Origin of the sequence: Okeania sp. SIO2B3 (genome assembly GCF_010672525.1) — a bacterium.
Taxonomy (GTDB): domain Bacteria; phylum Cyanobacteriota; class Cyanobacteriia; order Cyanobacteriales; family Microcoleaceae; genus Okeania.
In genome coordinates this window covers 40,876-65,833 of record NZ_JAAHGH010000005.1, presented here as the reverse complement: position 1 = coordinate 65,833, position 24,958 = coordinate 40,876, and the positions used below count along the sequence as shown (strand labels likewise).

Genomic DNA, 24,958 nt, shown 5'->3' with positions numbered 1-24,958 from the left:
ACGCATAAATACTTGCTTGATTGATTACTCAATCACGGCAGTTATGATTTTCTTCTAAAATTCTGTCTCCTGAGTTCCCCTCCTGGGAGGGGCGGGGGTGGGTTGTCTCCTGACTCCTTCTTCGGTTGCTACATTTTGTGGCACAGAATGTGGGTTATATCATTTATTAGTTAGCTGAATTAAACCGTATTTTCTTCTTGTTGGTATTGACCAGCAAAATAAAGACGATACATTTGACAGGAGGGGTAAGCGCGATCGCCGTCTAATTTGATAAGTCCCATACTTTCTAGTTTATAAGTCACAATTGGGTCCAACTTGACGCTCTCGCTCGTCATTACCACCTGATGAAGTGCTGCTGATAGTGTTGGTTTTTTTTGTATGATTTCCCAGTGATGGCGTAAGATACCACCATAAATTCCTCCTTGAGTAGGAGCTTGTTGTAACAATGTTTCTAATGTTATTTGTGCTTGGGCCAAATGGTAGAGAGCAATGCGCACTAAATAAGGATGTCCTCCCACCATTGCCATCAACTGCTTAACTCTATCTCCTTCTGTCCAGTTTAGTCCATGTCTGGTTACTAAATCTTGAATTTGCTTGAAATTAAATTCAGGCAGCTTTATCGGCAATCCTATATTAAATGGAGATTGATTAATATCTAGGGATATATACACTTCTGTAGAGTGAACTACAACTAAACGCAGTTTTTGAAATAGCGTACTTTGCCTTGCTTGTTCGTGCCAAAATCGTAGCAGGGGTAAAAATTCTTCAGCGATGTCCGGATGTTCAAAAACGAAATTAATTTCGTTTAAGACCAAAACTATGGGGGTGTCTACTTGCCCTAACAAATACCCTTCAAAATAAATCCCGCAACTTACTTTACTACCCATCTCCTCGTCCCAATATTCGTCTAGAATAGGTTGTAGTTGTAGCTGGCGAGCTATATTCGCACAAAACCAGCGTAAGAATTTATTTAAGTGAGCATAAACGGCCTTATCTGCTTCCTGAAAGTCTATTTTTACTATTTTGTAGCTCTGTTGTTGAGCAAAAGCTAAAATTCTGAGCAACAGGGAACTTTTTCCCATTTTCCGAGGTGCTTGAATGCGAGTAACACTTCCGGGTTTAAGAATTTCATTGCAGCTCAGTTGTTCCATCGGGGGACGGTCGATATAAAAATGAGAATCTAGGGGGACTGGGCCGTTGGGGTAGGGAGGCGACTTGTCCGGGTTGACATCGCTGAACTTAGGGGTTTCAGGATTAAAATTGCTTGTCTGGGATGGCACATCAAAATCTAAATCAGCGATTTCTCTCCACGAAAACATCAATTTACTGCAAAGTTCTTCAAAAGTCGTAAAGTCAACAGGTTTACCCGTGAGGAAATTACTGACTGTGGCCAAAGCCAAGCCGACATCCTCAGCCAAAGCTCGCTGGCTGGGAAAGCCATTACGCCTGACTGCTAGTTTAACTTTTTCAATGCAACCTTGACGAACTTTAAGTGACCTTGGCATGGCTCCTAAATCTAACTACTACATATACTTTACCATTGATTAACTAAAAGTCAGTCACAAGTCAGATCTTCTCAGGCGATAAGTCAGTATGCAGTGAAATTTAATGAATATATGAGGTTCAAAGAAGTCGAGCTTGATGTTCAACAAAACTGAACTCTGTTGTTTGTAATGAAGCAATAAGGAATTTTATCAAATGGCTGTATCAAAAATGCCTGAAGGAACAATGGCTGTATCAACAATGCCTGAAGGAACAATGCCTGTATCAACAATGCCTGTATCAACTTTACCTACTTTAAAAGAGGGTGATAGCGGAGATGCTGTTCGCTTTCTTGAACAGTTACTATCCTCAATCTATTGGTTTGGTCTCCAACAAGGTAGACCATCTCTGATTACAAGTAACGTGAGATTTGATGCCAACTACGATAGTCAATGCCAACAAATAGTAACTGAGTTTCAGGAAAATTATAACGCTACTTTTCCTTTTCCATCACCTGACATCAAAGTAGATGGAGTGGTAGGTCCTGAAACATGGAAAGCATTAGGTGATGCTATCTTCAAATACACCTATTAAAACTTAAACACTCTTGTTGCTACATCTCTAGATATTTAGCAACAAGAATGTACAAACTCTTGGACTTTAGTCCTGGGGTTCCTGACCAAATCGATCTAATTTCTCATACTCATCTATCCTAATACAGGAGAATTAACAATGACTTCAAGTGTTTCAAGTTCTTTATCTTTACCAGTTTTACGCAACGGAAGCAACGGTTATAATGTGACTCTGATACAACGCCTTCTCAATAATGCTGGCTATGGTTCTTTAGTGGAAGATGGTATCTTTGGTGTTCGCACTGATAGTACAGTTAAGCAGTTCCAAAAAGACCGAAATTTAATAGTGGATGGTATAGTTGGTTCTCAAACTTGGGAAGCTTTACTGCCTCCTACTATTGCTCGGGGTAGCAGCGGTGATGATGTTAAACGTCTGCAAAGTATCCTGAATGAAATGGGCTATTCTCTAGTTAGAGATAGTATTTTTGGTTCCAACACTGAAGCAGCTGTCAAGGGATACCAAAAAAATACGACCTTAGAAGTTGATGGCATTGTCGGTCCTTTAACTTGGTATGCTCTGATGAGCACTATGATTCAAGACTAACGATTTTTAGAAAGTACTGGCTTAACCGACGCTCCCGTGTTTAACTTTCCGGTTCGTTCTTCATGGAACTGGCGTTCGCATTCCCAAGAATGTTATTGAGAGCGAGAGCGTGGCAGTCAGAACTTTAACCCTGACCGATAATGTAGACAAAGAATATTTTAAGCTGGTCAGGTGTTGGCTTCTTTCCTTGAAGCGATCGCAACAAGAATGTACAAACTCTTGGACTTTAGTCCTGGGGTTCCTGACCAAATCAATATAATTTCTCATACTCATCTATCCTAATACAGGAGAATTAACAATGACTTTAAGTGTTTCAAGTTCTTTTTCTTTACCAGTTTTACGCAACGGAAGCAACGGTTATAATGTGACTCTGATACAAAGCCTTCTCAATGATGCTGGCTATGGTTCTTTAGTGGCAGATGGTATCTTTGGTGTTCGCACTGATAGTACAGTTAAGCAGTTCCAAAAAGACCGAAATTTAACAGTGGATGGTATAGTTGGTTCTCAAACTTGGGGAGCTTTAGTGCCTCCTACTATCAGTCGGGGTAGCAGCGGTGATGATGTTAAACGTCTGCAAATGATCCTGAATGAAATGGGCTATTCTCTAGTTGTAGATGGTATTTTTGGTTCCAACACTGAAGCAGCTGTCAAGGAATTCCAAAAAAATACGACCTTAGAAGTTGATGGCATTGTCGGTCCTTTAACTTGGTATGCTCTGATGAGCACTATGATTCAAGACTAACGATTTTTAGGTTGTATTATCCAAGTGTGGGAGTTTACTGCTCCCACTTCTGACTTCAGTTATTCAGACAGTGAGATTTGAGGAGAATACTCCCATGCAAGTTAGATGGAAAATTTTATTGGTCAAAATAACACTCTGGTTAAGTTTAGAGATTTGGCTAAATTTAGTAGGACTTGATTACTTAGCTGATTACAGTGAGTTTATTTTTGAGCAGAATAATGGCTTTGTTGGGCTTTGTTGTGTGAATCTGGGCTAATGCTAGAGAATTAATACTTTATGTGTTCTGTGTGTTTCTTTACCACTATAGAGTTAGGGGGTACTCTTGAGGTCTGCCAAGCAAAGTGGTTTCAGATTAATGTGACATATATTACTCTGTTTAAACTTAGCAGTCACAATATAACAACCGGGTTATCACGGAGTTTCAGGATTTTTCTCACAGCTAAAACCTAAAATCTTAGAGATGATTGAATCGTAATATAAACTTTGGTTACTTTTGTCTGCTTATCAAAATAACATGGGTCTAAAATCCCGCCTTTTAAGGCGCAATATTTTTGGAGCGTTGCTCTAATCCCCGTTACAAAAATAACTTCTGACTCTCTTGGTGCGCGTTCCCTCTCTTGGTCGGCGTTCCCTTGCGACTGGCGTCGTCGCGGGTTCCGACCGCTTGCGACTGGCGTCGTCGCGGGGTCGCACCGCTTCTGACTTCTGACTTCTGACTTCGTTAAGGCTCTCATTTCAAACATTTAATGAAGGATGTTAAATTAGTTATGACTCAAAATCTAACAGGTCGCAAAGTAAATTTATCACAAAGTTTAGATAATTCACTAGATAATGTAGAAAAGATATTAGAAAAACCTGAATTCAACAATAAAGTTTTGGGATTCTTTGAAAAATTCTATCAAAAAAAGCAAACAAATTCATTTCTTTTTAGATACGAATTATGTAAGTTATCAAAAGAAATAGATATACCAGCAGAAGATTTATCTAATCTTTTTAAGGCTTATTGTTATGACAAGTATTTACAAGATTTAAGAAAATCTACAAAATTTCAAAATAGTAATTTTCTGCAAAAAACAATACTAGAGTTTTATCAAGGCTGGAAGTATAATTTTATTGATACTTGGAATTTTCTTCAGACTCCTATTTTTCTTAATTTTAAAAATTTTGAAAGTCATATAGGATTTTTTTCTATCATGGTGGGAATGATAGTTCCTATGTGGGGATTAAAATTTGCTTATGATGAAGGAAAGGAGGAAAGAGAACAATATAAACAACAATTAGAAATGCAGAATAAACAGTTAGAAATGCAGAACAATCAGTTAGAAATGGATGTGATCGACAAAGGATGGAATATTATTATTAAACATGAAGGAAAAAGACAAAATTTGGGAAGAATAAAGGCAATTGAAAATCTGAATAAGTTAAACACTTCATTGAATCAAGTGAATCTAAGTAATGCAGATTTAACTGGATTGGATTTAAAAACAGGAACAGAACATTCAGCTAAACTGGCTAAAGCTACATTCAATGAAGCTGTATTGTATCATGCTAACTTGAGTGGAGCTGACCTCATTGCTTCTGAATTTAAAGGAGCAAAATTAGGTAGTGCGAATCTAACAGGAGCAAATTTAACTGGTGCTATATTTGGTGATGCTAATTGCACAGAAACAGAAAAATTTAACGACCAGAAAAATCTAAAATGTGCTAACTTAAATAAAACTGACCTAAGAAATGTTGAAGGCTTAACCCCTGAACAAGTCAAGAGAGCCTATAACTGGAAAGCAGCTATATACAGTGAGAATTTTTGTAAGAAGTTCTCTGAAGAAGACCGAAAGCTTACTAAAAGCTGTAATCAATATTTTAATTCAGACAATGAGGAGTAATATCAAATTCAGTTATTTAGGTAGTGCATTACAGAATGGCAACCTAAATGGGGTAAAGATGATTAAATCTCAAAAAAAAGAAAAGCATCAACTAGCTTCTATTTTTATTTATTGTATGTGTTTGTGTGTGTTTTGTTGCGTTGCCCCTATATACTTAGGGGCTATTTTTTTTGTTCGCGTTCGCTGCAATAAAGCTTGACATTATGTCCTATTTTCTACATATCTTGTCTATGCCTCATTAGCAGCAAGACCTACAGCAGTTAAAGTACCTTCAAAACTCAAGAATTAAACTACCACCACTTTCACGTCAATATTACCAGCAATCGCTTTTGAGTACGGACAGAGTTGATGGGCTTGAGCAACGACCTGCTCGGATGTTTCACGCTCTGAGTTGGGCATTTCCACTTTTAACTCAGCAGCAAGCTTATATCCACCATCTGCTGGATCTCTGCCAAGAGTGACGGCACATGTCACCGTTGTCTTAGACGCATCGACCCGCATCTTTCTGGCAACCAAAGCCAGTGCCCCATGAAAACAGGCAGCGTATCCAGCAGCAAACAGTTGTTCTGGATTAGTTCCTTGACCCCGACCACCAAGCTCTTGAGGCATCGCCAGTTCTAAGGCTAATAATCCATCCTCACTTTCCGCATGACCTGAAATCCGGGCGTGTTCTTCTTGTCCCGGTGTTACAGTGACCACAGCCGTATACAAAGACTTCATTTCAGCCCCTTCGTATGGCTGTTCTAATTGCTGCATCAGTTTCTCTGTATCAGGGTTCATAATTCCTCGCTTTTCCAAACAATGCTTCAAGTAGCATAATACTACGAGTCGGGGCACGGGTTCGTGTAAAATCAGGCTACATCTCCTGAAAGCTTTGTTATAATTCAGTAATCAGCAGAATGATTAATATTCGGTTTTTTTAGTCAAAGTATAAACCAATTTTTTGCAGTATCATTCCAGAATGTGCAATCCCATTGTTTTGATTATGAATAACAAATTTTTGCTCGCTATTATTCCCTTATATTTTGGCCTTAGTTGTACCTATCCAGCAATGGCCTTAAATAATTTGACTAACATCAAAACTGAACAAAAAAGCTTAGAGGAAAATCAAATTATATTAGCCGATCGCAAAGATAAATATCGCATTCGAGCGCGTCAAAAGGAAGATGAGTACCGACAAAGAAAAAGGCATGAATTCCATGAAAGAATCGATCAGAGGATTAAACATGAGATGGATAAACCTCATAACCGAAGTCTTCCTAAAGCAGAAAAAGAAAGAATTATTAAAGAAGCTCACGACGATCTAGACCGCAGACTTGACCGCAAATGGAATACTTTAGAAAATTATCGAGAACGAAAAAGAGGCGACAGATATGACCGAGATTATGATTATCGGCGAAGACGCGACAGATACGACCGGGACTATGATTATGGTCGAAGACGTGGCAGATACGACCGGGACTATGATTATGGGCGAAAACGTGACAGATACGACCGGGACTATGATTATGGGCGAAGACGTGACAGGTATGACCGGGATTATGATTCTTATAACAGAAATTGTGACTATTATGGCAATTGTCACTACTTTGAAAATCGGCCTAGAAATATTAGAAGAAACATTAGATTTAAATACTATCCCAACCGTAATTAAAAGTCTAAAAAAATTGAATTATTGGCAAATTAATAATGGCTAATGTATAGCAGAAGGAGCAAGGAAAAATCTGGCGTTGTCTGAGTTTTCAGCTTTTGATATGTCCGCGCCCTTTGCTTCTACTGCTAGAATATCAATTAAAAGGATCGGCACTTAACTGATAATACAACTGACAAAACTTGCCGATCTTGTGAAAAAGTGATATCATACCCACTTGATTGGGCATAAAAAAATATCCAATCGTCATAACTACTAAATCTAAAGTGATTCCCTCTCCTCCTGACTCATGATTCCTAAAGACTACCGATCTATAACTGTTTAAACGGATTTGATATCACATAATCCCTATTAAAATTGCTTTAAGATGAATTCAAAAGTTCCCAAAATTAATGCTTCCGGTGTTGGGTAGTAAAGTAGACCCTTCTGTTGTATTGCCCATTTCAAACGAAAGACAAACTCTTGCCAAGATACATAACCGTTACCGTCAACATTTAACAAATTTCTAATCATCTCCCTTTGTTTTTCTGTGACATAAACACCTGTGAAAATATCATCAAGAAAATGATTGATGGGTATCTCTTCCATAGTTTCAGGAATCTCTGGATTTTGCCAAAATATACTATCAGGACTTACGCAGTACTGCTACATATAGTGCATGATTTGGTCATAATTGCTGATATGACCAATATAATTAGTGCCGTTGCGTAAGTCCTGAATAATATATATTTAGTTCCTACACCGTTTCCACAAACTGACCAAAGTAACCACATATTGGAACTTACGAGCGTGTTCCCGAATTAGGAAGGGCATATCCTGTGTTTCGAGCAATTCAAAATCTCCCTTTAGTTCTGCTTGCAATACAGTAAAGGAATCCTCGCCATCATGGCCACCCAACCAAGCATCCCGTGGTGTGAAACGCTCATCCCAAGTAAACGGTGTTGCTAGCACCAGTAATCCACCCGGTCGTACTAGCCCACGCGCACCGCACAACCGACCAAGAAATGCTCTAGGACTGGGTAGACGGCAAATAAGATTAGCAGCCAATACCACATCAAACCCAACCAGTTCAGGGGGCAAGGCACAAGCATCCCCACGGCGGAAGGTCACCCGACTACGATCCGGGTCTTCTGGCAAGCAAACTTCCGCTTGGCTCGTGTTTTCCCCTTCATCGGGGCGACTATAAGCTAGTCTGCCTTCGCGATGTAGGGTCTTGGCAGCATCAATAAAGGTAGCACTGAGGTCGATTCCTAACACTGACTGGAATCCCCTGGCTAGCTCGAAGGTTGAGCCGCCAACGGAGCAGCCAACATCTATTGCTCGATCCTTCTTTATTCCCAGGTGATCGGCTGTCTCCAAGGTTAATTTGGCAATGCTTTGAGGAAATCCCACGGCATCCTTGGGGCCGAAGTTGTAGGGCATTGCTTCATCAGCCGACTCATAATGCAGCATCAGGTTTTCTGCCAGAATTTTCTCACCTTCATAAGCTTTAACCCAATTGCTTTTGTGACGAATTAGTACTGCATCGCAGGTTGGGTCGCCATCATCGGCTCGAACTAGCCTGAATCCTGCGTGCTGGAAGAAGTGAGGTCGAAAGTGAAACCTTGCCCACTGGGTCGCTTCATCACCAGTACTTATGAAAGAACCGCCGAGAATCATCTTATGTTCACCGTCGAAGCAAGGGGTACTAAAGTCATCATAGAGCCGATGGACGCGGAACCCTTCCAAGGGATTGAAATCATCCTCACACCACTGCCAAACATTGCCGAAGACATCGTAAAATCCAGTTTTGTTAGGCGCTAAAGCATTCACTGGGATTTCCGAACCCCAAGTTAAATTCAAATTAACTGGCTGGTTGCCCCCGCGCAAGCAATGATGTTCGGCTTCGGTTATGAGTCTGTAAGGGACGGGGCTATTATCCTGCTCGGTCTTCCAGGCACAGTAGGCTTTCGCCTCATACCAGTTGACAGCGGCAGGCCAAGACCAAGGCATCTCTACCACCTCAAATATCGTCCGCAGTTGATACTGATGCAGTCCTGCTGGTCCATCAGCCACCCAGAAAGTCGGCCATTTAGTATTGCGATTTTGCTTCCAAGTCCAACCTTCTTCTGTCCAATATTTCGGTTCCTGGTATCCGCCTGCAACAACAAACTCGTAAAATTCACGATTTGTGACTAAGTGTTGACTGGCTTGAAAACTCCGAACCCTTATCTGCCGTGAACCATACTCGTTGTCCCAACCAAAGCAGGGTTCTTCCCAAGGCTTACCCAAGGTGACAGTCTTGCTGGAAACGGCGATTAACTCGTTCTCAACGGTCTGACTCTCTGCAAATGCGGAAGGGTGCAGATTTTGCCATGCTTCAGGCTGACGCAAAACCGACAGGGGTAACTCTCGCAACAGGACACTGGAGGTTTCGATGTGTATGCGTTCGTGTTCAAATCCTAAGAATAGTGCCCATGTGGGATTATCCATCGTGATCGGTGGATGACCGTCTTCCAAGGCAGGTAGGGTTTCAATCAATTCTCGGACAATCTTGTAGGTGCTGCGTCTGTAATCGACGACTTCACGGACTGACGGCCAATCCATTTCATTCTTGGATATATCGTCCCAGGACATCTCGTCAACGCCAGTTTCAAACAATTGCTCGAAGTATGGATTAATTGACTCATCGATAAGTCCAGCTAGCCGGAGCTTATTGATGTAGAGTACTGCAGGATGGCATAGATAGAAGATGAGAGGATGACGAAGTTGGTGGTAGGGTGGGTCGAGGAATGCCTGTTCTCCCTGTAGCGCTGACAACAAAACTTCGGTCATCAGCCAACCGTTATCGAAGTAGTCGAGAACCTCACGGCGCGTGCAGGTGGCTAGATTTGGAATTGGCATTGCATACAGGACTTCTGTAGGTCGCAGCCCAGTCCACCACCAATCTGGACGCTGCCCAATCAGGGGATCTACGGGGTTTTTCTCCTCTTTCTGGTCGAGTGATAAGAGTGTTGTTAGATCTAAATTTGGATTACGTGTTAATGTCAATTGGCTTTTATCCTTTTGTCCTAATTTCGGTAAAGTTGACCTGTTTTTTGGCTCAAATTAATCGGTCATACAAATTATAACTTTGCCAAAAATGTATATTTTCAGAAACAGTGGAAGAAACATTCCCAATTTATACTTTTATCAAGTGTTCCCTCTTGAATTTACATTTACAATAAGACTTACCGAATTATTAATTATTAATAATTAAATAATTCTGGTTTAAAGCCTCCCCTTTTAAGGGTAAAAAAGCGGTCGAGGGATGGATGGGTTTCCTAACCATATCCAATCGACCAAGAGAAGAAATAATATTTCTTTATATTTAATCCTCTCGGTTTTAACCAGAGGTAATTATCAATTATCCATTATCAATTATCAATTAATGAACATCTACTACCTAAGAACTTGATTAAGCGGATAGGATATTACCTATTACCTAGAGAATTTCCCGATCGCCCTTCAGCTTTACCAAACAATATAAAATGTTCAAACCCACTGTTAAAAACACCATTTTCTACTGCTAAAGCTACAACAGGATTAGATGCTAAATAAAATCGTTCATCAAATGCAGTTGTATTTTCATCACGTCCTTCAAAAAAACCAACATTAATAAAATGATCGAATCCACTATTAAACACATTATTATCTACTGCTTCTGCCACTCCTGGATTTTCAATTAAATAAGTAGTTTCATCAAATAAAAGACTGGGGTTGCGCCCTTGAAATTGACCTTGATTAATAAAGTGGTCTAAACCGTTTGTAAACAAACCATTTTGCACAAACCTAGCTACATCAACGTTATTTTCTAAATAAAATTCTTCATCAAAATATATCTCTATTGGATTAATTTGTTGTTCCGTCAAATACTGAATAAAATTCTGGAAAATTTCAGGTGGCGTAACATCTGAAATAATCTTAGCCACAAAAGCATTAGATTCTAAACCAAAATTATTTAAAGCATCAATAACCGGAAAATTTATAGAATCAGAAAAACCAACTACATAAGTATTCTGAGCAGGGTCTATAGCAATACCATTTCCAGATTCATTTCCCACACCACCAATAGTTGCAGAAAAATCTAAAAATAATCCACTACTAGCAACTTTACTAACAAAAACATCATCCGGTAATCCCAAACCAACCCCTTCTTGAAACTCATTAATAATTGGAAAATTCACAGAAGCAGTGTTACCTGTTACATAAGCATTACCCAAATTATCTACAGCAATATCATTAGCAAATTCACTACTATTTCCACCTAAAAAACTCGCATATCCTAAACTATTATCCCGATTAATTTTCATAACAATAGCATCACTACTACCACCTCCAAAGAAATTTTGAAATCCACTCAAAGCAGGAAAGTCTCCCACAGGAGAAGTAGCAATATCTCCCTCAAGAATACGAGTTCCTGTTGTACCAGAAACATAAATATTTTCAGCTAAATCTATGGCAATACCACTACCAGAATCACCATCACCCCGACCATAAAAAGTTGAGAAAAGTAAGTCGCTACCTTCGGGATTTAATTTAGTAATAAAAATATCGCTATCTCCCCCATAAAAATTTTGCAGTGGGTTCTCAAGGGGGAAGTCAAAAGACCTAGTTGAACCTGTTATATAAGCATTACTATTATTATCAACTTCAATATCAATTGCTGAATCAAAATCTATGCCACCTAATAAAGTAGAATATTCTAATGTTTTGCCATTTCTGGATAATTTAGTTACAAAAGCATCGCGATTCAAATTATTAGTAGTTTCGGTTTGAAAGGCATCTTCTGTAGTAGGAAAGTCGGCAAAACCAGGAATTGGTTCTGCGGGAAATGGGGAAAAACCACCTGTACTTCCTGTTACAAAAGCATTGCCATTATTATCTACGGCAATACCTCTACTAATATCTTCGTCTCGACCGCCAAGGTAAGTAGAATATTGTACGCTATTGCCTAAACTAGAAAGTTTTGTCACAAAAGCATCGCCGTTAAAACTTCCTCCACCATAAGTAGTTTGGAAGGCATTAACTGTTAGGAAATCTAGAGAATTAGTATTGCCTGTAACGTAAACTCCGCCAGCAATATCTACGGCAATATCTGTACCAAATTCATCATTACTTCCTCCAAAATAAGTAGACCAAAGAACAGTTCCATTTTGGTCGAGTTTAGTCACAAAAGCATCATTATTAAAGACTACTCCCCCACCATTAAAGTCTGATTGAATTGCATTTATTGTGGGAAAATCAATGGAAGTAGTATCTCCTGTTATATAAACATTTCCAGCAACATCTACAGCAATACCATTGCCACGGTCAAAACCATTTCCTCCTATTAATGTGGAATATTCTACGGTGGGGTCGATAATTAATTCATAGTTTGGATTATATTCTCCAATGTCGAATCCTACTTGATTATTTTCGAGGAGTTCATAGGCGACTTCGACTTCAATTTGCTGACCATTTATTTCTTGATAAGCAATTGGGGGTGCTTCAGTTAATTCTCCTAATTTAGTATCTATAGATAAAGTACCGTCAGCAAGAATATTAATTTCTTCTATTCCACTATAGTTAAGAATAATTTGAGAAGTGTCGATGTTGGGAGAAATAATAAAATCACTTTTTAGGTTGCCGTCGATACTACTATATATTAGGTCAATACCAGGATATAAATTTTCATATTCAATCGCGGCATAAGTCGGAATATTTGTATATGAATTATAAGAATTATCAGAGTTATTACCTTGGAAAAAGTTGGCAACTCCTGGCAGTTGATTTAGGGGATTTATATTGGGGTTAGGGTTAGCATTTTGGAAATTTAATTTCACTACATCAGAGGTAGTTTTACCTTCTATATTTTGAGCGGCAGCAAAGATAATTTCATCTGGGGCAAATAATAAATCATAGTTATTTGCTTTTGCTAAATACTCAACCTCAGTATTATTAACTTGTCCTGCATTTTCGATAAAACTAATGTTTGTTAGGGGGTCATTATTTATGGATAAATCAGTTGGCGGAGTTTCAAGTTTTTGTACTTCTAATTCTGGGGGTAAAATTTCTGAACTAGAAGCAATATTTTGATTATTATTTATGTCAAATTCAGGCAGATTAGTTAAAGGGAAATCCACTAATTGATTGTCTGATAGATTTATCATTAATTTTCTCTAATAAAATCAAGAAGAGCAGTAACTTGTAATTTTTCCAAGTTTGTAAAAAGTAAATTTAGACTAAAACTTATTAAACAGCTATTTTTTTATGTGATTTTAGCGTTTATTTATTGTAGAACTAAATGCTTTCTACTACCATTTTTCTATGGTCGGCATATATAACCAATGATTTAATTTTTCTGCTGCTACATAACCTTTTAATTCTGGGTCTGGCCAAATATGAAGCTTATCTAAACATCCAATACTTTTAGCTGCTTCTTCCATCTCTTCCCACTGCTTAATAAAATTTTCTGCCCACGATTTTTTAGTCATAATTGAACGAGCAAATTCTAAACCTGCCGCTATCATACGTTTACCATTACTTCCACGAGCATTAATAGGTTCCCAAAATATTACTTCTGGCTCAATTTTCATAATTTGTTCTAAATTTATTTTAAAATCATCTAATGTCATTATAGGAGGAGTGGGAGCCATAGCTACATACAATCTACATCCTACTTGATGACCTTTTTGTAGAGCTTCATAACGTTTAGAAGGCGGGGGTGCTTGTGGTTCAATTTTGAGACTAAGTTCATCATTTAAAAATGGTAAACTCATACCAACTGTAATATTAGGTTTATTAAGAATATCTAAATCATTTATCCATAAAGGACTACGAGTTAAAATTCTTACTCTTTTCTCATTTTTAGATAATATTTCGACAGTTTGACGAGTAATTTTTGCTGTTTGATAATTTTGATATGGGTCGGTTCCAGAACATAATAAAACGACTCCTTTACCTTCTGGTGTTTCGCGCCATTTTTTCTTACGATTTAATTTTTCTTCTAATTGCTGAGGTATATTTTCTCGAACTAATAAATATTTTCCCCAATCCATCTGAGGATTACTAATACCCTTTTCTTGTAATTCCTTTTGCTTTGTTCTAATTGCTGGAGTAGAAGGTACATAACAGTTATGGGTAGCTAGTCCGTTAGCGAAAAATGTATGGGTTGAAGTTTGGATATCTATAACATCAACTATACCAAGAGGAATTTTGTCGATAACTTTGGCAGATTTCATACCTTTTAAAGCTCCTCCGATTATTTTATCTGATTTTCTGATTATCGCTGGACAAAAAATCGAAAAAAATCTAATCACCTCTGTAAAACCGCCAATGAGTCGAAGATTAAAACAGCTATTTTTGTATTTTTCTATCTTGAATGTAAAGCCAAAAGACTCAGCATATTTTTGCACTTGGTGGAGTACAGGTAGTGTTTTTTGAGAAAATCGAAGGGAACCATTAAAGGAACCTTCCGCATCAAAAAAACCTGCTACAAAACCTCTGTGATACTCAGTAGTATCCAAGAGTTTATTTATTAAAAAAAACAACTTTCTGCATTGACTTTGAGAGCGAGTTTCTACTTTTTGAACGACTCGATGTTTCTCATTACCTTGGTAATAAGGGCGAATATCAACAGATATCTCAAACTCTAAAAGGTATTCAACTAATCTTTCTAGGGGTTCAATATCGCAAAGAGCAACTCTCCAGTATGGAGTGTAATCTCCTTTGTAAAGCTCAGATGGATTGAATCTCAAGGTTCCATCTCCTTCTGTCATCCCTACAATATAGCCAAGTTTATAATCAGTTGAAGGTAAAAAATAATTAGCAAGTCCAATACTTTTGAGTGTAGAAAACCCATCTTTTCTGTTTTCTGAAGAGCTTGTTAATTCAGATGTAGGCAACCACTTGCCACGATAATTTAGCCACCCATGATTTGCTGTGGAAATTACTTCTCCGACTTCAGTCACAATTTTGTATGCTGGTTTTTTACTCCATTGAATTGCTTCTATAGTAGTTTTGCGGAAAAAGCGATAAACATGACTAGTCACATTTTCATCAAACCCTAGAAGTTCGTCTCCTACCCTGGCGTTTTCTAGTTTTCGCCAGACAAGATCCGAATAAAGAATCAGGGTTTCTGGGGCAAGGCAAAAGGTGCATCCATGAAAACAACCAGATGCTATATTAATTACATAATCACATAAACCTTTCTTTTTGAGGGCACTTTCTTGAAGGGGATTAACAATTTTTTCTGAGCCTTTAATAATAGACATTATAGATATCTTGATTTTTGATAAAAAGTATTATTTTTTTTAGGATTTTTATGGGGAAATAATATAATAAATATAGCATATTTATTAGTATGTTGATTTGAATTTCAAAGATAATATTTTGATAAGTAATTATTAATAAAGGATACAAATAATGGCAAAGCAAGTATTTGGCGGAAATTGGACAGAAGATAAGTTAAATCGAGTACGGAAATATTTAGGTGCTTATGCTACGATTATGAATAAATATAATTTTTACTATGCCTATATAGATGCTTTTGCTGGTACAGGATATCGAGAGATTAAAGAAACAGAAGATAAAGATACATTACTGTTTCCAGAATTTTCAGACATAGCAGTACAAAAATTTTTAGATGGTTCTGCACGAATAGCACTACAAGTAAAACCAAGGTTTAATAAGTATATTTTTATTGAAAAAAATGAAAGTAAAGCTTCTGAGCTAAATCAACTCAGAATAGATTTCCCAGAATTTAATAATGACATTGTTATTGTTAATGAAGAAGCCAATAAATATTTGAAAGATTTATGTTTGAAAGATTGGAAGTACCATAGAGCGGTACTTTTTTTAGACCCTTTTGGCATGGATGTTAAATGGAATACTGTTGAATTAATTGCCCAAACTAAAGCAATTGATTTGTGGTATTTGTTTCCTATTATGGGAGTTAATAGATTACTTAAAAAGGATGGAAATATAGAAGAAGTAAATCGGAATAAACTAAATGAAATATTTGGAACAACAGATTGGTATGAGACTTTTTACCAAGTAAGAGGAGAGCAAAATTTATTTGGATTCTATTCTTTTACAGAAAAAACAGTAGATGGCAAATCAATTGGGCAATACTTCATTGACAGACTAAAAACTATTTTTGAAGGTGTGACAGAAAATCCTCTTTTACTATACAACTCATGCAACAGTCCTCTATTCTTACTTTGCTTTGCAGCAGCAAATAAGAAAGGAGCAAAAACAGCAATTAAGATTGCACAAGATATACTGGGCAAATAAGTTAGAACCTATGAAAATAATAGAATTATAAAAAAATAGGTTATTCAAGTCAGGAAGATTTGAAATTTGAAAATATCTAAAATTGGCATAATGTTCAACTTTAAACCCTTAATAAGGGCAATATAAATCACATAACTCCCTTCTAATAAAAAATGAAAATTGCTACTCTAATCACTCCATAACAGGCGCAAAAACTTGCCTTTATCCAGGAAAAAACTAAACAAAGCACAGATGAAATTTTACTATCTGCTCTAGAGTATTACTATCAACAACTCTTGAATACTTCTGAAAACCATCTGGAAAAATTTAGTCAACTTGACTTTATTGGTTGTATTGAAGCTGAACCAAATCTTGCTGAAAACTGTGAATCAATTTTGATAAAAAGTAATAGCTAATCAAGAATAATTATTTAAAAAATCTATTATTAATTTTCTCTAATAAAATCAAGAATATAATTAGCAGTAACTTGAGATTTTTCCAAGTGAGGAACATGACCACAATTAGGAATCCAAATAAGTTGAGAATTAGCGATCGCTCCCTCCAATTTACCAGCATCACCAGTACCTAAAATCCGGTCATTTTCTCCCCACAAGATTAATGTTTGTTGTTGCAAAGAAGGCAATTTTTGTTTGAAATTACCATAGCCTCCACTTTTAGTAAAGGAAATTAAAGCTTGATTCCAACCAGGCATTTCTAGATGTAATCTGGCACAAATATTAGCATCTAAAGTTGCAAAACTTTTATCAAAATAAGCACTACGACTAATACTTGCTCGTACCTGGGGGCGACGCAAAAATTCTGTGGCGAAATAGTCAAGTGGGGGAAAAATAAACTTACTAATAATCGGATTATTTTGCATTCCAGCACTATCAATTAGTACCAATTTTTTCACAACTTCTGGATAAGTAAGAGTAAAATCAATAGCAGCAGCACCACCCATAGAAGCACCTATTAAAATAACAGGTTGATTAATCCAACTTTTCCAAAAATAATAAAGATGAGTAGCGATCGCTTTTGGATTAATTTTTAAATTCGGCAATCTATCTGTAAAACCAAACCCCAATAAATCAACAGCAAAAGTTTGATTTTGAGCAGCAAGTAATGGTAAAAGGCGACGAAATTCAAAAATAGAACTATCAAAACCATGCAGTAATAAAATCGGGGTATTATCTTTGCCTTGAGAGACAAAACTTGTATTAATTGCTTGAGAAATTAGAGGAGTATAAATTGACTGATACTGAATATTTTGAGCAAAAGAAATAGATGTAGATTCCGTTAGACTTTCAGTTAATTTTGGTAAAAAATCAGGATACATTGGCATTGAATAATTAATAATTAATAATTACCTCTTCTTTTAAAGGAGAGGATTAACTAAAAGGAAAATTTTTATTTTTATCCCCTTAAAGGAGGTTAAATATTAGCAAACACAAGGATAAGGATATAGTGTATATGAGCTAAAGATATTAACAATTAAATCAGGACTTACACAAATTGACTTTGAAAACGCCATATGTAGGGGCGTTTGCGGAGCATTCCGTTAGGAAATGGCATTCGCCCTTATATAATGAGGAAAATACATTAAAGGCAATTAATTAATAGAGCTGATAGCTGACCGCTGACCGCTGTTTGCGCAGCAGTCCGTAGGAAATGCTTATCTAATTACTCAACTCAACATTTACCTCATTAACCATTCTACGTTTAAGTTCAACAGACTCAGAGCGAGGTAATAAATCAAAAACTTCTCGAAAAGCATCATCTACTTTTTCAAATGCAACTTGACCTTTAGCATTTAAAACAACTTTTCCTTCTTGGTCAATTAAAACAGTTTGAGGTACAAATCCTTCATAATAATAAGCTGATTTTGTAGAATCATCAGTAACAGGAGTAATAATAGCATCCACATTAACAGGAATAAAACTAGCAGCACGACCATAGAATGCTTGAAGTTGAGAAACTACAGTAGAAAATTGTTTACAATCTTTACTATCATCTAGAAAAAAGACTAATAGAGCAGGTTTAGAACTTTTGAGAGATTCGTTTAATGTTACTCTAGCAGGAACAAGAGAACCATTACCCGCATAAAGGGCAAAAATATTACCATCAAATCTATCATCATTTAGACTTGCTAAAGCAGTGGGAGTAGCTATTAGTAGTAATAAGAATATTGCTAATAAAAAACTCAATAAAGTAGAGAGAATTTTTTGCCATGAAAACTGTTGTATTGGATTTAGCATAATTTAAAAAGGTTGTAGATTTTAAGTTCAATTAATCAAGACTTACGCACTGACAATATATATAGAATTTCGCTCAGTTACACTACCGCTAGAACACCCTACTGGACTGACACACCTAAAAATGTAAGTTGGGTTGTAGCTTGCACACCAAGTAGCGGTACGGCAGTGTTAGCGTAGCTTATCCGTAGGATAAACCCAACAAAACCTTACTGTTGGGTTTCGGTTCCTCAACCCAACCTACGCCTATCATCTGTAGGGGCGAATGGTATTCGCCCTCCCCAATAAGTAGAGTCTGTGCGTAAGTTCTGTTTAATTAATTAATAATGTGGTGAGTAATAGGTCATATTGTATAGCAGTCGAAGGAAAGGTTAGGATAGATTAAAAGCTTAAAATTCAGACAACACAATATTTTTCTTCTTCCTTCTTCCTTCTTCCTTCTTCCCTCCTAATTACATATCGCAAATTTCTAAATCTTCCTTCACCTTGGGATGAGTAATAAAATAATCTTGAAGCCAATCACAAGAACCTTTCAACAAATCATTTAATCCTTTCACGCGCCACAACTGTAAATTATTATCCACCAAAGTTGCCACATATTTACCATCCAAACTTAAAGCCTTAGCATTTTCAAATTGAGCTAATTGACGTCCAGTAATATCCCAAATTCTTACCATTCCATCTTTGCCCATACTAGCCACCTGCTCCCCATCAGCACTAAAAGTCAAATTATTCACACTACTTATGTTGCCCTTCAGATCCGCAATTTGATTGCCCGAAAAATCCCAAATTTTGACTACCCCATTGCTATCTCCCGTCACTATATACTTTCCAGATGGACTAAAAGCCATACTCTCGACCCAACTCGAAAGAATTTTCAATTCTGACACAAGCTGAAAAGAACTATCCCAGATTTTGGCAATACCATCCTCTCCAGCAGTACCAATATATTGTCCGTCTGGACTAAAAACCACATCCAACACACGACCATTATGCCCTTTTAACTCAGCCAACTGTTGACCAGAATTATTCCAGATACGGGCAACACCATCTTCTCCCACCGTGGCTAAACGTTGTCCATCTGGACTAAAACCAATTTGCTTTGCTCTCCCCTTTTTACCTTTTAGCTCTATCAACTCTTCTCCTGAAATCTTCCAAATTCTCCCCTGACCACTATCTCCCGCAGTAGCTAGACGTTGACCATCTGGACTAAAACTCATATCGCCAAACATTCCCAGATATCCATTGAATTTAGCTAAAGGTTTTCCCGAAATATCCCAAATACGGGCAGTACCATCAACTGCCGCTGTTGCCAATTTCTGACTATTAGAACTAAAACTTACTGACCCAAAAATATCGGAGTTTCCCTTGAGTGTTGCCTCGTGATTATCTTCTAGTTCCCAAGTTCTACCCGTGCCATCTTCTCCTAAAGTTAATAGTCGTTGTCCATCAGCGCTAAAGTTAACTTCCCAAACCCTGCCTTGATGTCCTCTGAGATTGGTTAACAAATTACCATTATTGTTCCAAATTTTCACACTACCGTCACTACCCGCTGTAGCTAAACGTTCGCCATCTGGACTAAAACTAACACTGGTGACAATTCCTTGATGTCCAGGAAGTTTTGATAATACTTGACCTGAAGTATCCCATATCAAGGCTGTTCCATCCTCTCCTGCTGTAGCCAAACTTTTGCCATCCGGACTAAAGCTAACATTCCAGACCCCGCCTTCACCTCCCTTAAGTTTGGTTAGCAGTTTACCGGAGCTACCTCGCCAGACCCTAATTGTGCCATCCCATCCAGCAGTGGCTAAACGTTGACCATCTGGACTAAATATTACTTTTTCGACGCTACCTTGATGTCCTCTGAGTCTAGCCAACTGTCTCCCGGCTCGATTCCAAATTCTCGCAGTCCCATCCCATCCAGCAGTAGCTATATATCTACCATCAGGGCTAAATGTGATATCTAAAATTCGACCTTGATGTTTTTTGAGAGTAGCTATTTTTTTGCCTGATATATCCCAAATTCTTGCAGTGCCATCTTCTCCAGCAGTAGCTATATATTTACCATCAGGACTGAAAGTAATTTGCCAAATTTGACCTTCATGGCCTTTTAGTTCTACTTGTTGCTTACCCAGAAAATCCCAGATTCTAACTGTACTATCATCTCCTGCTGTAGCTAAAATATTTCCTTCTGGTGAAAATTTAATGTGAGAAACTTTGCCCTGATGTCCTCTTAATTGAGCTACAGACTGACCTGAGAATTTGAGGATTTTGGCTGTACCATCATTGTTAACTGTGGCGAGTAGTTGGCCATCAGGACTCATGGTAATTTTTTTGATGTTGGGAATTTGATTTTTCTCGTGAATATTATTGAGGATTTGTTGCAGGGCAAATATGGGACTTGTAGCTGGATAATATTGAAGTGGGCGATCGCCTCGAACTAATTCTTTTAGTTCTTTTCCAGCTTGCATTGCTGATAGTAATGCTTCTATTTCTGCAATTTCAAATTTTCTTAAAGCACTAATTCCTTTGTGTTCTAGTTTTGTACCTTCTTGTGCTTCTTGAAGTTCATACTGTGCTTTTTCTAGCTGATATTCTGTTCTTTGAAGTTGATTTTGTGTATCTTGAAAAAGTTTAGTTGCCCAAGCAACTACTGTCATTGCTGTTATTGATACTATAACTAAACCCGCCACTCCTAATTTCAGTTTATTCTGCTGATTTGAAGATTTTTTGACTTTTTTCCGAACTACCTGTTTTTTCTGAACTTTATTCTGATTTTTTTGTACTGGTATCTCCTGTTGTTTCTGTTGTAATTGAAGCGGAATATTATTGAGATTATTCTGATTTTTCTGTGCTGGTATCTCCTGTTGTTTCTGTTGTAATTGAAGCGGAATATTATTGAGATTATTCTGATTTTTCTGTGCTGGTATCTCTTGTTGTTTCTGTTGTAACTGAAGTGGAATATTATTGGGATTATTCTGATTTTTCTGTGCTGTTATTTCCCCTAATTCATGTTGTTGCTGAACCTGAATTTCATTGGAATTATTATTTTTATTATCTTTTTCTTTTGGGTTTAATACCCCGCCGTCTATAGGGTGTTGATAATTAGATAGGGACTCAAACCCCAACAACTTTTTCTTCCTTCCTTCTTCCTTCTTCCTTCTTCCTTCCTCAATGTGATTCTGATTTTTTTGTACTGGTATCTCCTTTTGTTTCTGTTGTGGCTTAATCAAACCATTACTATTTATTGGATTAGTTTCTGTGACTTCAGTATTAGAGAAATCAGATACCATTAGAGATATTTTTTCCTGGTCATTTAATTCTAATATTTGAGGATTAGTTTGAGGAGCAAAATTAGTTACTGTTGGTAAATATTGTTGTACCCATTCTTGATTAAAAATTTCTGCATATATCGGACTGTATACCTCTAAAAAACCATTATTTATTTTCGCTACACCAGACCTCAATAACTCTTTAATTTCCCATTTATTATTAGCGATCGCATCATTTTTAAATTTTTGATTATCTTGACCAGGCGGTCTTAATCTACCATGTTTTAATAGTTGTTGATATATTTCTAAATGACTTGTAGATTTCTGTATATTCTTCAGCAAAAGATTTTGTATTTTATTTAAATGAATTGGATAGTCTTGTGAATCCCAGTTTTCTATAACACAAATTCCAACTAAATCTTCAACTAAAGCTATATCATTATAATCTTCTTCTCCTTTTCTTTCTCCCAAATAATCAATCGCTATTTGACACAGTTTTTGCGTTAAAAATGGTTGTCCGCCTGACCAATATAAGATTTTTTCTATAACTTGTAGTGGCTGTTTGATTATGCCTTTAAATGGCTGTGCTAAATGAGCTACTTCTTTTTTTTCAAAACTATTAAGTTCAATAAATCTACACCTATCTACTAAATTATCAGGTATAGTTGTTCCTAATAAAGCAAAAGTTAAGCGTTTAAATTTTGGATTATTTGTTCTTTCCTCAAGACAATAATCAATTAATACCCCTAAACTACTAAAGCCCGAATTAACAACACTATCATCATTAACTTCATCTATAAAAATTACTATTTTCTCATTTTGAGTATTAACTAGCAACACCTCTTCAATAAAAATAAATAATCTTTCATCCGCAGGTAAATCTGCCATTTCCTCCCACCATAATTCCGGGAAATGCCGAGGAAATAAAAAAGTCTTCTCTAAAGTCAAAATTATTTGCTCATACCATTCTTCTAGAGTCAAAAGTTTATTATTAACTCTAGTCATATCTAAAGCAATACAGATAATATTTTCTGCTTGCAACAGTTGTATTGTTCTAATTTGTAAACTTGATTTTCCCGTTTGTGGAGAACTTAATACATAACAATATTCACCTTTCTTCAAAGCATTAAATAGCTCTTTATCTGCCAAGCGCCTAACATAAGTGGGATGATCTAATGCTAAATAGTTACCTACTTGATAGCTATATCCTTGATTCTTCTGTACTTTCATATTTATCTTGACTATCCTCACTCTAGCAACTGTATCAAATATAAGCTTCCAATCCCAATTAACTCAAAGCTACACTTTTTATTTTTTATTTTCTTTTGAAAAATGAATACTTATAGAGATAGACATTTGCAGAATTAATTTTTCTCAGGTTGATCTTTAGTAAATTATGCTTATGATATGTTTTGAAGAAATATTTATACTTTCTTAGCTTTTATCCTGTAGCTCGATCCAAAAAATCTAGTTATGTAGCAGGGAACACGCAACAAGCAAGAGGCAACAGTAGCGATCGCTTAATAGAAAAGTTAGAAGCAAACAGAGACATTTGATACAAATTACTATATCTGGCTGGTTACTAAAAGTATTAATGTTACTGTAAATTAACTAAAAAGTTAATCATTTTCACAATATTCTCAGGATAGAAAAACCAAAAAATGAAAGTATTAATTGTGTATTGGCATCCCGAACCCCAAAGTTTTAACGGTGCGATGTTTCGTCAAGCTTGCGAAGCTCTAGTAGATGCAGGAAATGAAGTAAAAACTTCAGACTTACATGAAATGAATTTCAATCCTGTTTCCAGCAGACAAAATTTCAAAACTGTCAAAGATCCAAATTATCTCAAACTGCAACTTGAAGAAAAATATGCCACAGAAATGAATAGTTTTTCCGAAGATATCAACTTAGAAATAGAGAAAATTGAGTGGTGTGACCTAATGATTTGGCAATTTCCGTTGTGGTGGTTTGGTTTACCCGCAGTTTTCAAAGGGTGGGTTGACCGTGTATTTGCTATGGGGCGGGTCTATGGCGGTGGTCTAATATATGAAACAGGAGCTTTTCGAGGAAAACGAGCATTATTGTCATTGACGACAGGTGGTGCTGAAGATATTTATATTAAGGGTGGTTTCAACGGCGATATTAATGGAATTTTACGGCCTATTCATAGAGGAATGTTGCAGTTTGTTGGTTTTGATGTATTGGCACCGGAAATTGTATATGCACCTGTTCGGATGACTAATGAACAGAGAGTGAAAATATTGGAAAATTATGCTGCGCGTTTGAAAGAAATAAGTAAAGAATCTGCCATTGATATTGGTATTTATTAATATACCGTAGGTAGAATTAAACGGCAGTAAAACTCAACAAAAAAAACTACATTTGTTTAAGTTACGTTCTCTCAATTAAACCTACGGATATAACTCAAATAAATATTTTTAGAGATAGAGATAGGGATAGGTTTTTAGGTATAAAAAAGTTTTGACACTTCCATTATTAGACCTCTTAAGCAAATTTAAAATCAAATAAATGACAACACAAAAATCATAAATTTTTCTTTGCCAGAAGTCTCAAAGTAACTTATAACTACCTATCACCTAACATGGCAAAACCTATCTCTAAAACTAGATTGCTTCTATATTACTTTCCCCAGTCCTAATCCTCACAATTCTATCTACTGGAGTAATGAAAATCTTACCATCACCGATCTCACCAGTACGGGAGGCAGCAATAATTTTGTCAACAACCATATCCACCTGGTCATCTTCAACTACAATTTCAACCTTGAGTTTCTGCAAAAACTCAACCGTATACTCAGAACCACGATACCTTTCAGTTTGACCCTTCTGACGCCCAAATCCTCTGACCTCAGAAACAGTCATACCCACGATACCAGCATTAACGAGAGCAATTTTCACCTGGTCTAGCTTAAAAGGCCGAATAATAGCTTCTACTTTTTTCAAGTTATTCACTCCTTACACTTAATTTTTGAGTTTACTCGTTTATCAGGATGACATCTTTTAAGATCGTCGCCAAGTGGGCCTTATTTGTTAAGAAAAATACATTTACTCAGCAGTTTTTTGAGTAGGCTTCTAAAATCTTAAAAATACCGAAAAAATGACTCTAATAAAGAATCTTAAAGTTTTGTGTAAATTATGTAAAAAAAGACTTTCTATTACATCTCATTTTTGATTAAAATTATACTTTTAACTATACATAATAGTATC

At 36.7% G+C, this 24,958-nt stretch carries 19 protein-coding genes; 9 read left to right on the top strand and 10 right to left on the bottom strand.

Annotated features, from left to right (window positions below):
* Positions 1–179: 179 nt before the first annotated feature.
* A complete protein-coding gene (locus tag F6K15_RS06060; RefSeq protein WP_293058386.1) occupies positions 180–1,505 on the bottom strand; it encodes an AAA-like domain-containing protein in 1,326 nt (441 codons plus the stop codon).
* Positions 1,506–1,698: 193 nt separating this feature from the next.
* Here F6K15_RS06060 and F6K15_RS06055 point away from each other — a divergent pair, with 193 nt between their 5' ends.
* The 5 genes from F6K15_RS06055 (at position 1,699) to F6K15_RS06035 (ending at position 5,283) form a co-directional block, all read left to right on the top strand.
* Positions 1,699–2,076 carry a peptidoglycan-binding protein gene (locus tag F6K15_RS06055; protein WP_293058384.1) on the top strand — a complete coding sequence of 126 codons (378 nt, stop codon included), beginning with the start codon at positions 1,699–1,701 and terminating at the stop codon, positions 2,074–2,076.
* Between the two features lie 138 nt (positions 2,077–2,214).
* Complete coding sequence (locus F6K15_RS06050) at positions 2,215–2,658, top strand: peptidoglycan-binding protein (RefSeq protein WP_293058382.1); 444 nt, start codon at positions 2,215–2,217, stop codon at positions 2,656–2,658.
* A gap of 298 nt (positions 2,659–2,956) precedes the next feature.
* Positions 2,957–3,400, top strand: coding sequence for a peptidoglycan-binding protein (locus F6K15_RS06045; protein WP_293058380.1), 444 nt, complete (start codon positions 2,957–2,959; stop codon positions 3,398–3,400).
* Between the two features lie 94 nt (positions 3,401–3,494).
* Positions 3,495–3,656: a hypothetical protein gene (locus F6K15_RS06040; RefSeq protein WP_293058378.1), complete on the top strand. Its 162-nt coding sequence runs from the start codon at positions 3,495–3,497 to the stop codon at positions 3,654–3,656.
* Positions 3,657–4,167: 511 nt separating this feature from the next.
* Complete coding sequence (locus F6K15_RS06035) at positions 4,168–5,283, top strand: pentapeptide repeat-containing protein (RefSeq protein ID WP_293058376.1); 1,116 nt, start codon at positions 4,168–4,170, stop codon at positions 5,281–5,283.
* A 285-nt stretch (positions 5,284–5,568) separates the two neighbouring features.
* On the opposite strand, the gene F6K15_RS06030 is transcribed toward F6K15_RS06035, so the two are convergent.
* Positions 5,569–6,063, bottom strand: a complete 495-nt coding sequence (locus tag F6K15_RS06030) for an organic hydroperoxide resistance protein (RefSeq protein WP_293058374.1) — start codon at positions 6,061–6,063, stop codon at positions 5,569–5,571.
* Positions 6,064–6,268: 205 nt separating this feature from the next.
* On the opposite strand from F6K15_RS06030, the gene F6K15_RS06025 reads away from it, so the two are divergent.
* Positions 6,269–6,937 carry a hypothetical protein gene (locus F6K15_RS06025; RefSeq protein ID WP_293058372.1) on the top strand — a complete coding sequence of 223 codons (669 nt, stop codon included), beginning with the start codon at positions 6,269–6,271 and terminating at the stop codon, positions 6,935–6,937.
* Positions 6,938–7,285: 348 nt separating this feature from the next.
* On the opposite strand, the gene F6K15_RS06020 is transcribed toward F6K15_RS06025, so the two are convergent.
* From F6K15_RS06020 to F6K15_RS06005, 4 genes are all read right to left on the bottom strand, one after another.
* Positions 7,286–7,522 carry a hypothetical protein gene (locus F6K15_RS06020; protein WP_293058370.1) on the bottom strand — a complete coding sequence of 79 codons (237 nt, stop codon included), beginning with the start codon at positions 7,520–7,522 and terminating at the stop codon, positions 7,286–7,288.
* A gap of 141 nt (positions 7,523–7,663) precedes the next feature.
* Positions 7,664–9,964 (bottom strand): 5-histidylcysteine sulfoxide synthase, encoded by a 2,301-nt coding sequence (gene ovoA / locus F6K15_RS06015; protein ID WP_293058368.1) that lies wholly within the window; start codon positions 9,962–9,964, stop codon positions 7,664–7,666.
* Positions 9,965–10,386: 422 nt separating this feature from the next.
* Positions 10,387–13,104, bottom strand: a complete 2,718-nt coding sequence (locus tag F6K15_RS06010; RefSeq protein ID WP_293058366.1) for an SBBP repeat-containing protein — start codon at positions 13,102–13,104, stop codon at positions 10,387–10,389.
* Positions 13,105–13,248: 144 nt separating this feature from the next.
* A complete protein-coding gene (locus F6K15_RS06005; protein WP_293058364.1) occupies positions 13,249–15,207 on the bottom strand; it encodes an LAGLIDADG family homing endonuclease in 1,959 nt (652 codons plus the stop codon).
* A gap of 151 nt (positions 15,208–15,358) precedes the next feature.
* Here F6K15_RS06005 and F6K15_RS06000 point away from each other — a divergent pair, with 151 nt between their 5' ends.
* Positions 15,359–16,228 carry a three-Cys-motif partner protein TcmP gene (locus F6K15_RS06000; protein WP_293058361.1) on the top strand — a complete coding sequence of 290 codons (870 nt, stop codon included), beginning with the start codon at positions 15,359–15,361 and terminating at the stop codon, positions 16,226–16,228.
* Between the two features lie 424 nt (positions 16,229–16,652).
* On the opposite strand, the gene F6K15_RS05995 is transcribed toward F6K15_RS06000, so the two are convergent.
* The 3 genes from F6K15_RS05995 to F6K15_RS05985 all read right to left on the bottom strand — a co-directional run bounded on the left by F6K15_RS05995 (position 16,653) and on the right by F6K15_RS05985 (position 22,961).
* Entirely contained in the window at positions 16,653–17,543 is an 891-nt protein-coding gene (locus F6K15_RS05995; protein ID WP_293059390.1) for an alpha/beta fold hydrolase, read from the bottom strand.
* 340 nt (positions 17,544–17,883) lie between these two features.
* Positions 17,884–18,462, bottom strand: a complete 579-nt coding sequence (locus F6K15_RS05990; RefSeq protein WP_293058358.1) for a thylakoid membrane photosystem I accumulation factor — start codon at positions 18,460–18,462, stop codon at positions 17,884–17,886.
* A gap of 449 nt (positions 18,463–18,911) precedes the next feature.
* Complete coding sequence (locus F6K15_RS05985) at positions 18,912–22,961, bottom strand: AAA-like domain-containing protein (RefSeq protein WP_293058355.1); 4,050 nt, start codon at positions 22,959–22,961, stop codon at positions 18,912–18,914.
* Positions 22,962–23,143: 182 nt separating this feature from the next.
* On the opposite strand from F6K15_RS05985, the gene F6K15_RS05980 reads away from it, so the two are divergent.
* Both F6K15_RS05980 and F6K15_RS05975 read left to right on the top strand, forming a co-directional pair.
* On the top strand, positions 23,144–23,287 hold the full coding sequence (locus F6K15_RS05980; protein ID WP_293058352.1) for a hypothetical protein: 144 nt from the start codon (positions 23,144–23,146) through the stop codon (positions 23,285–23,287).
* Positions 23,288–23,392: 105 nt separating this feature from the next.
* Positions 23,393–24,061 (top strand): NAD(P)H-dependent oxidoreductase, encoded by a 669-nt coding sequence (locus tag F6K15_RS05975; RefSeq protein WP_293058349.1) that lies wholly within the window; start codon positions 23,393–23,395, stop codon positions 24,059–24,061.
* Positions 24,062–24,355: 294 nt separating this feature from the next.
* Here the strand turns inward: F6K15_RS05975 and F6K15_RS05970 are convergent, their stop codons facing one another.
* Positions 24,356–24,694, bottom strand: coding sequence for a P-II family nitrogen regulator (locus F6K15_RS05970; protein ID WP_293058346.1), 339 nt, complete (start codon positions 24,692–24,694; stop codon positions 24,356–24,358).
* Between the last annotated feature and the right edge of the window lie 264 nt (positions 24,695–24,958).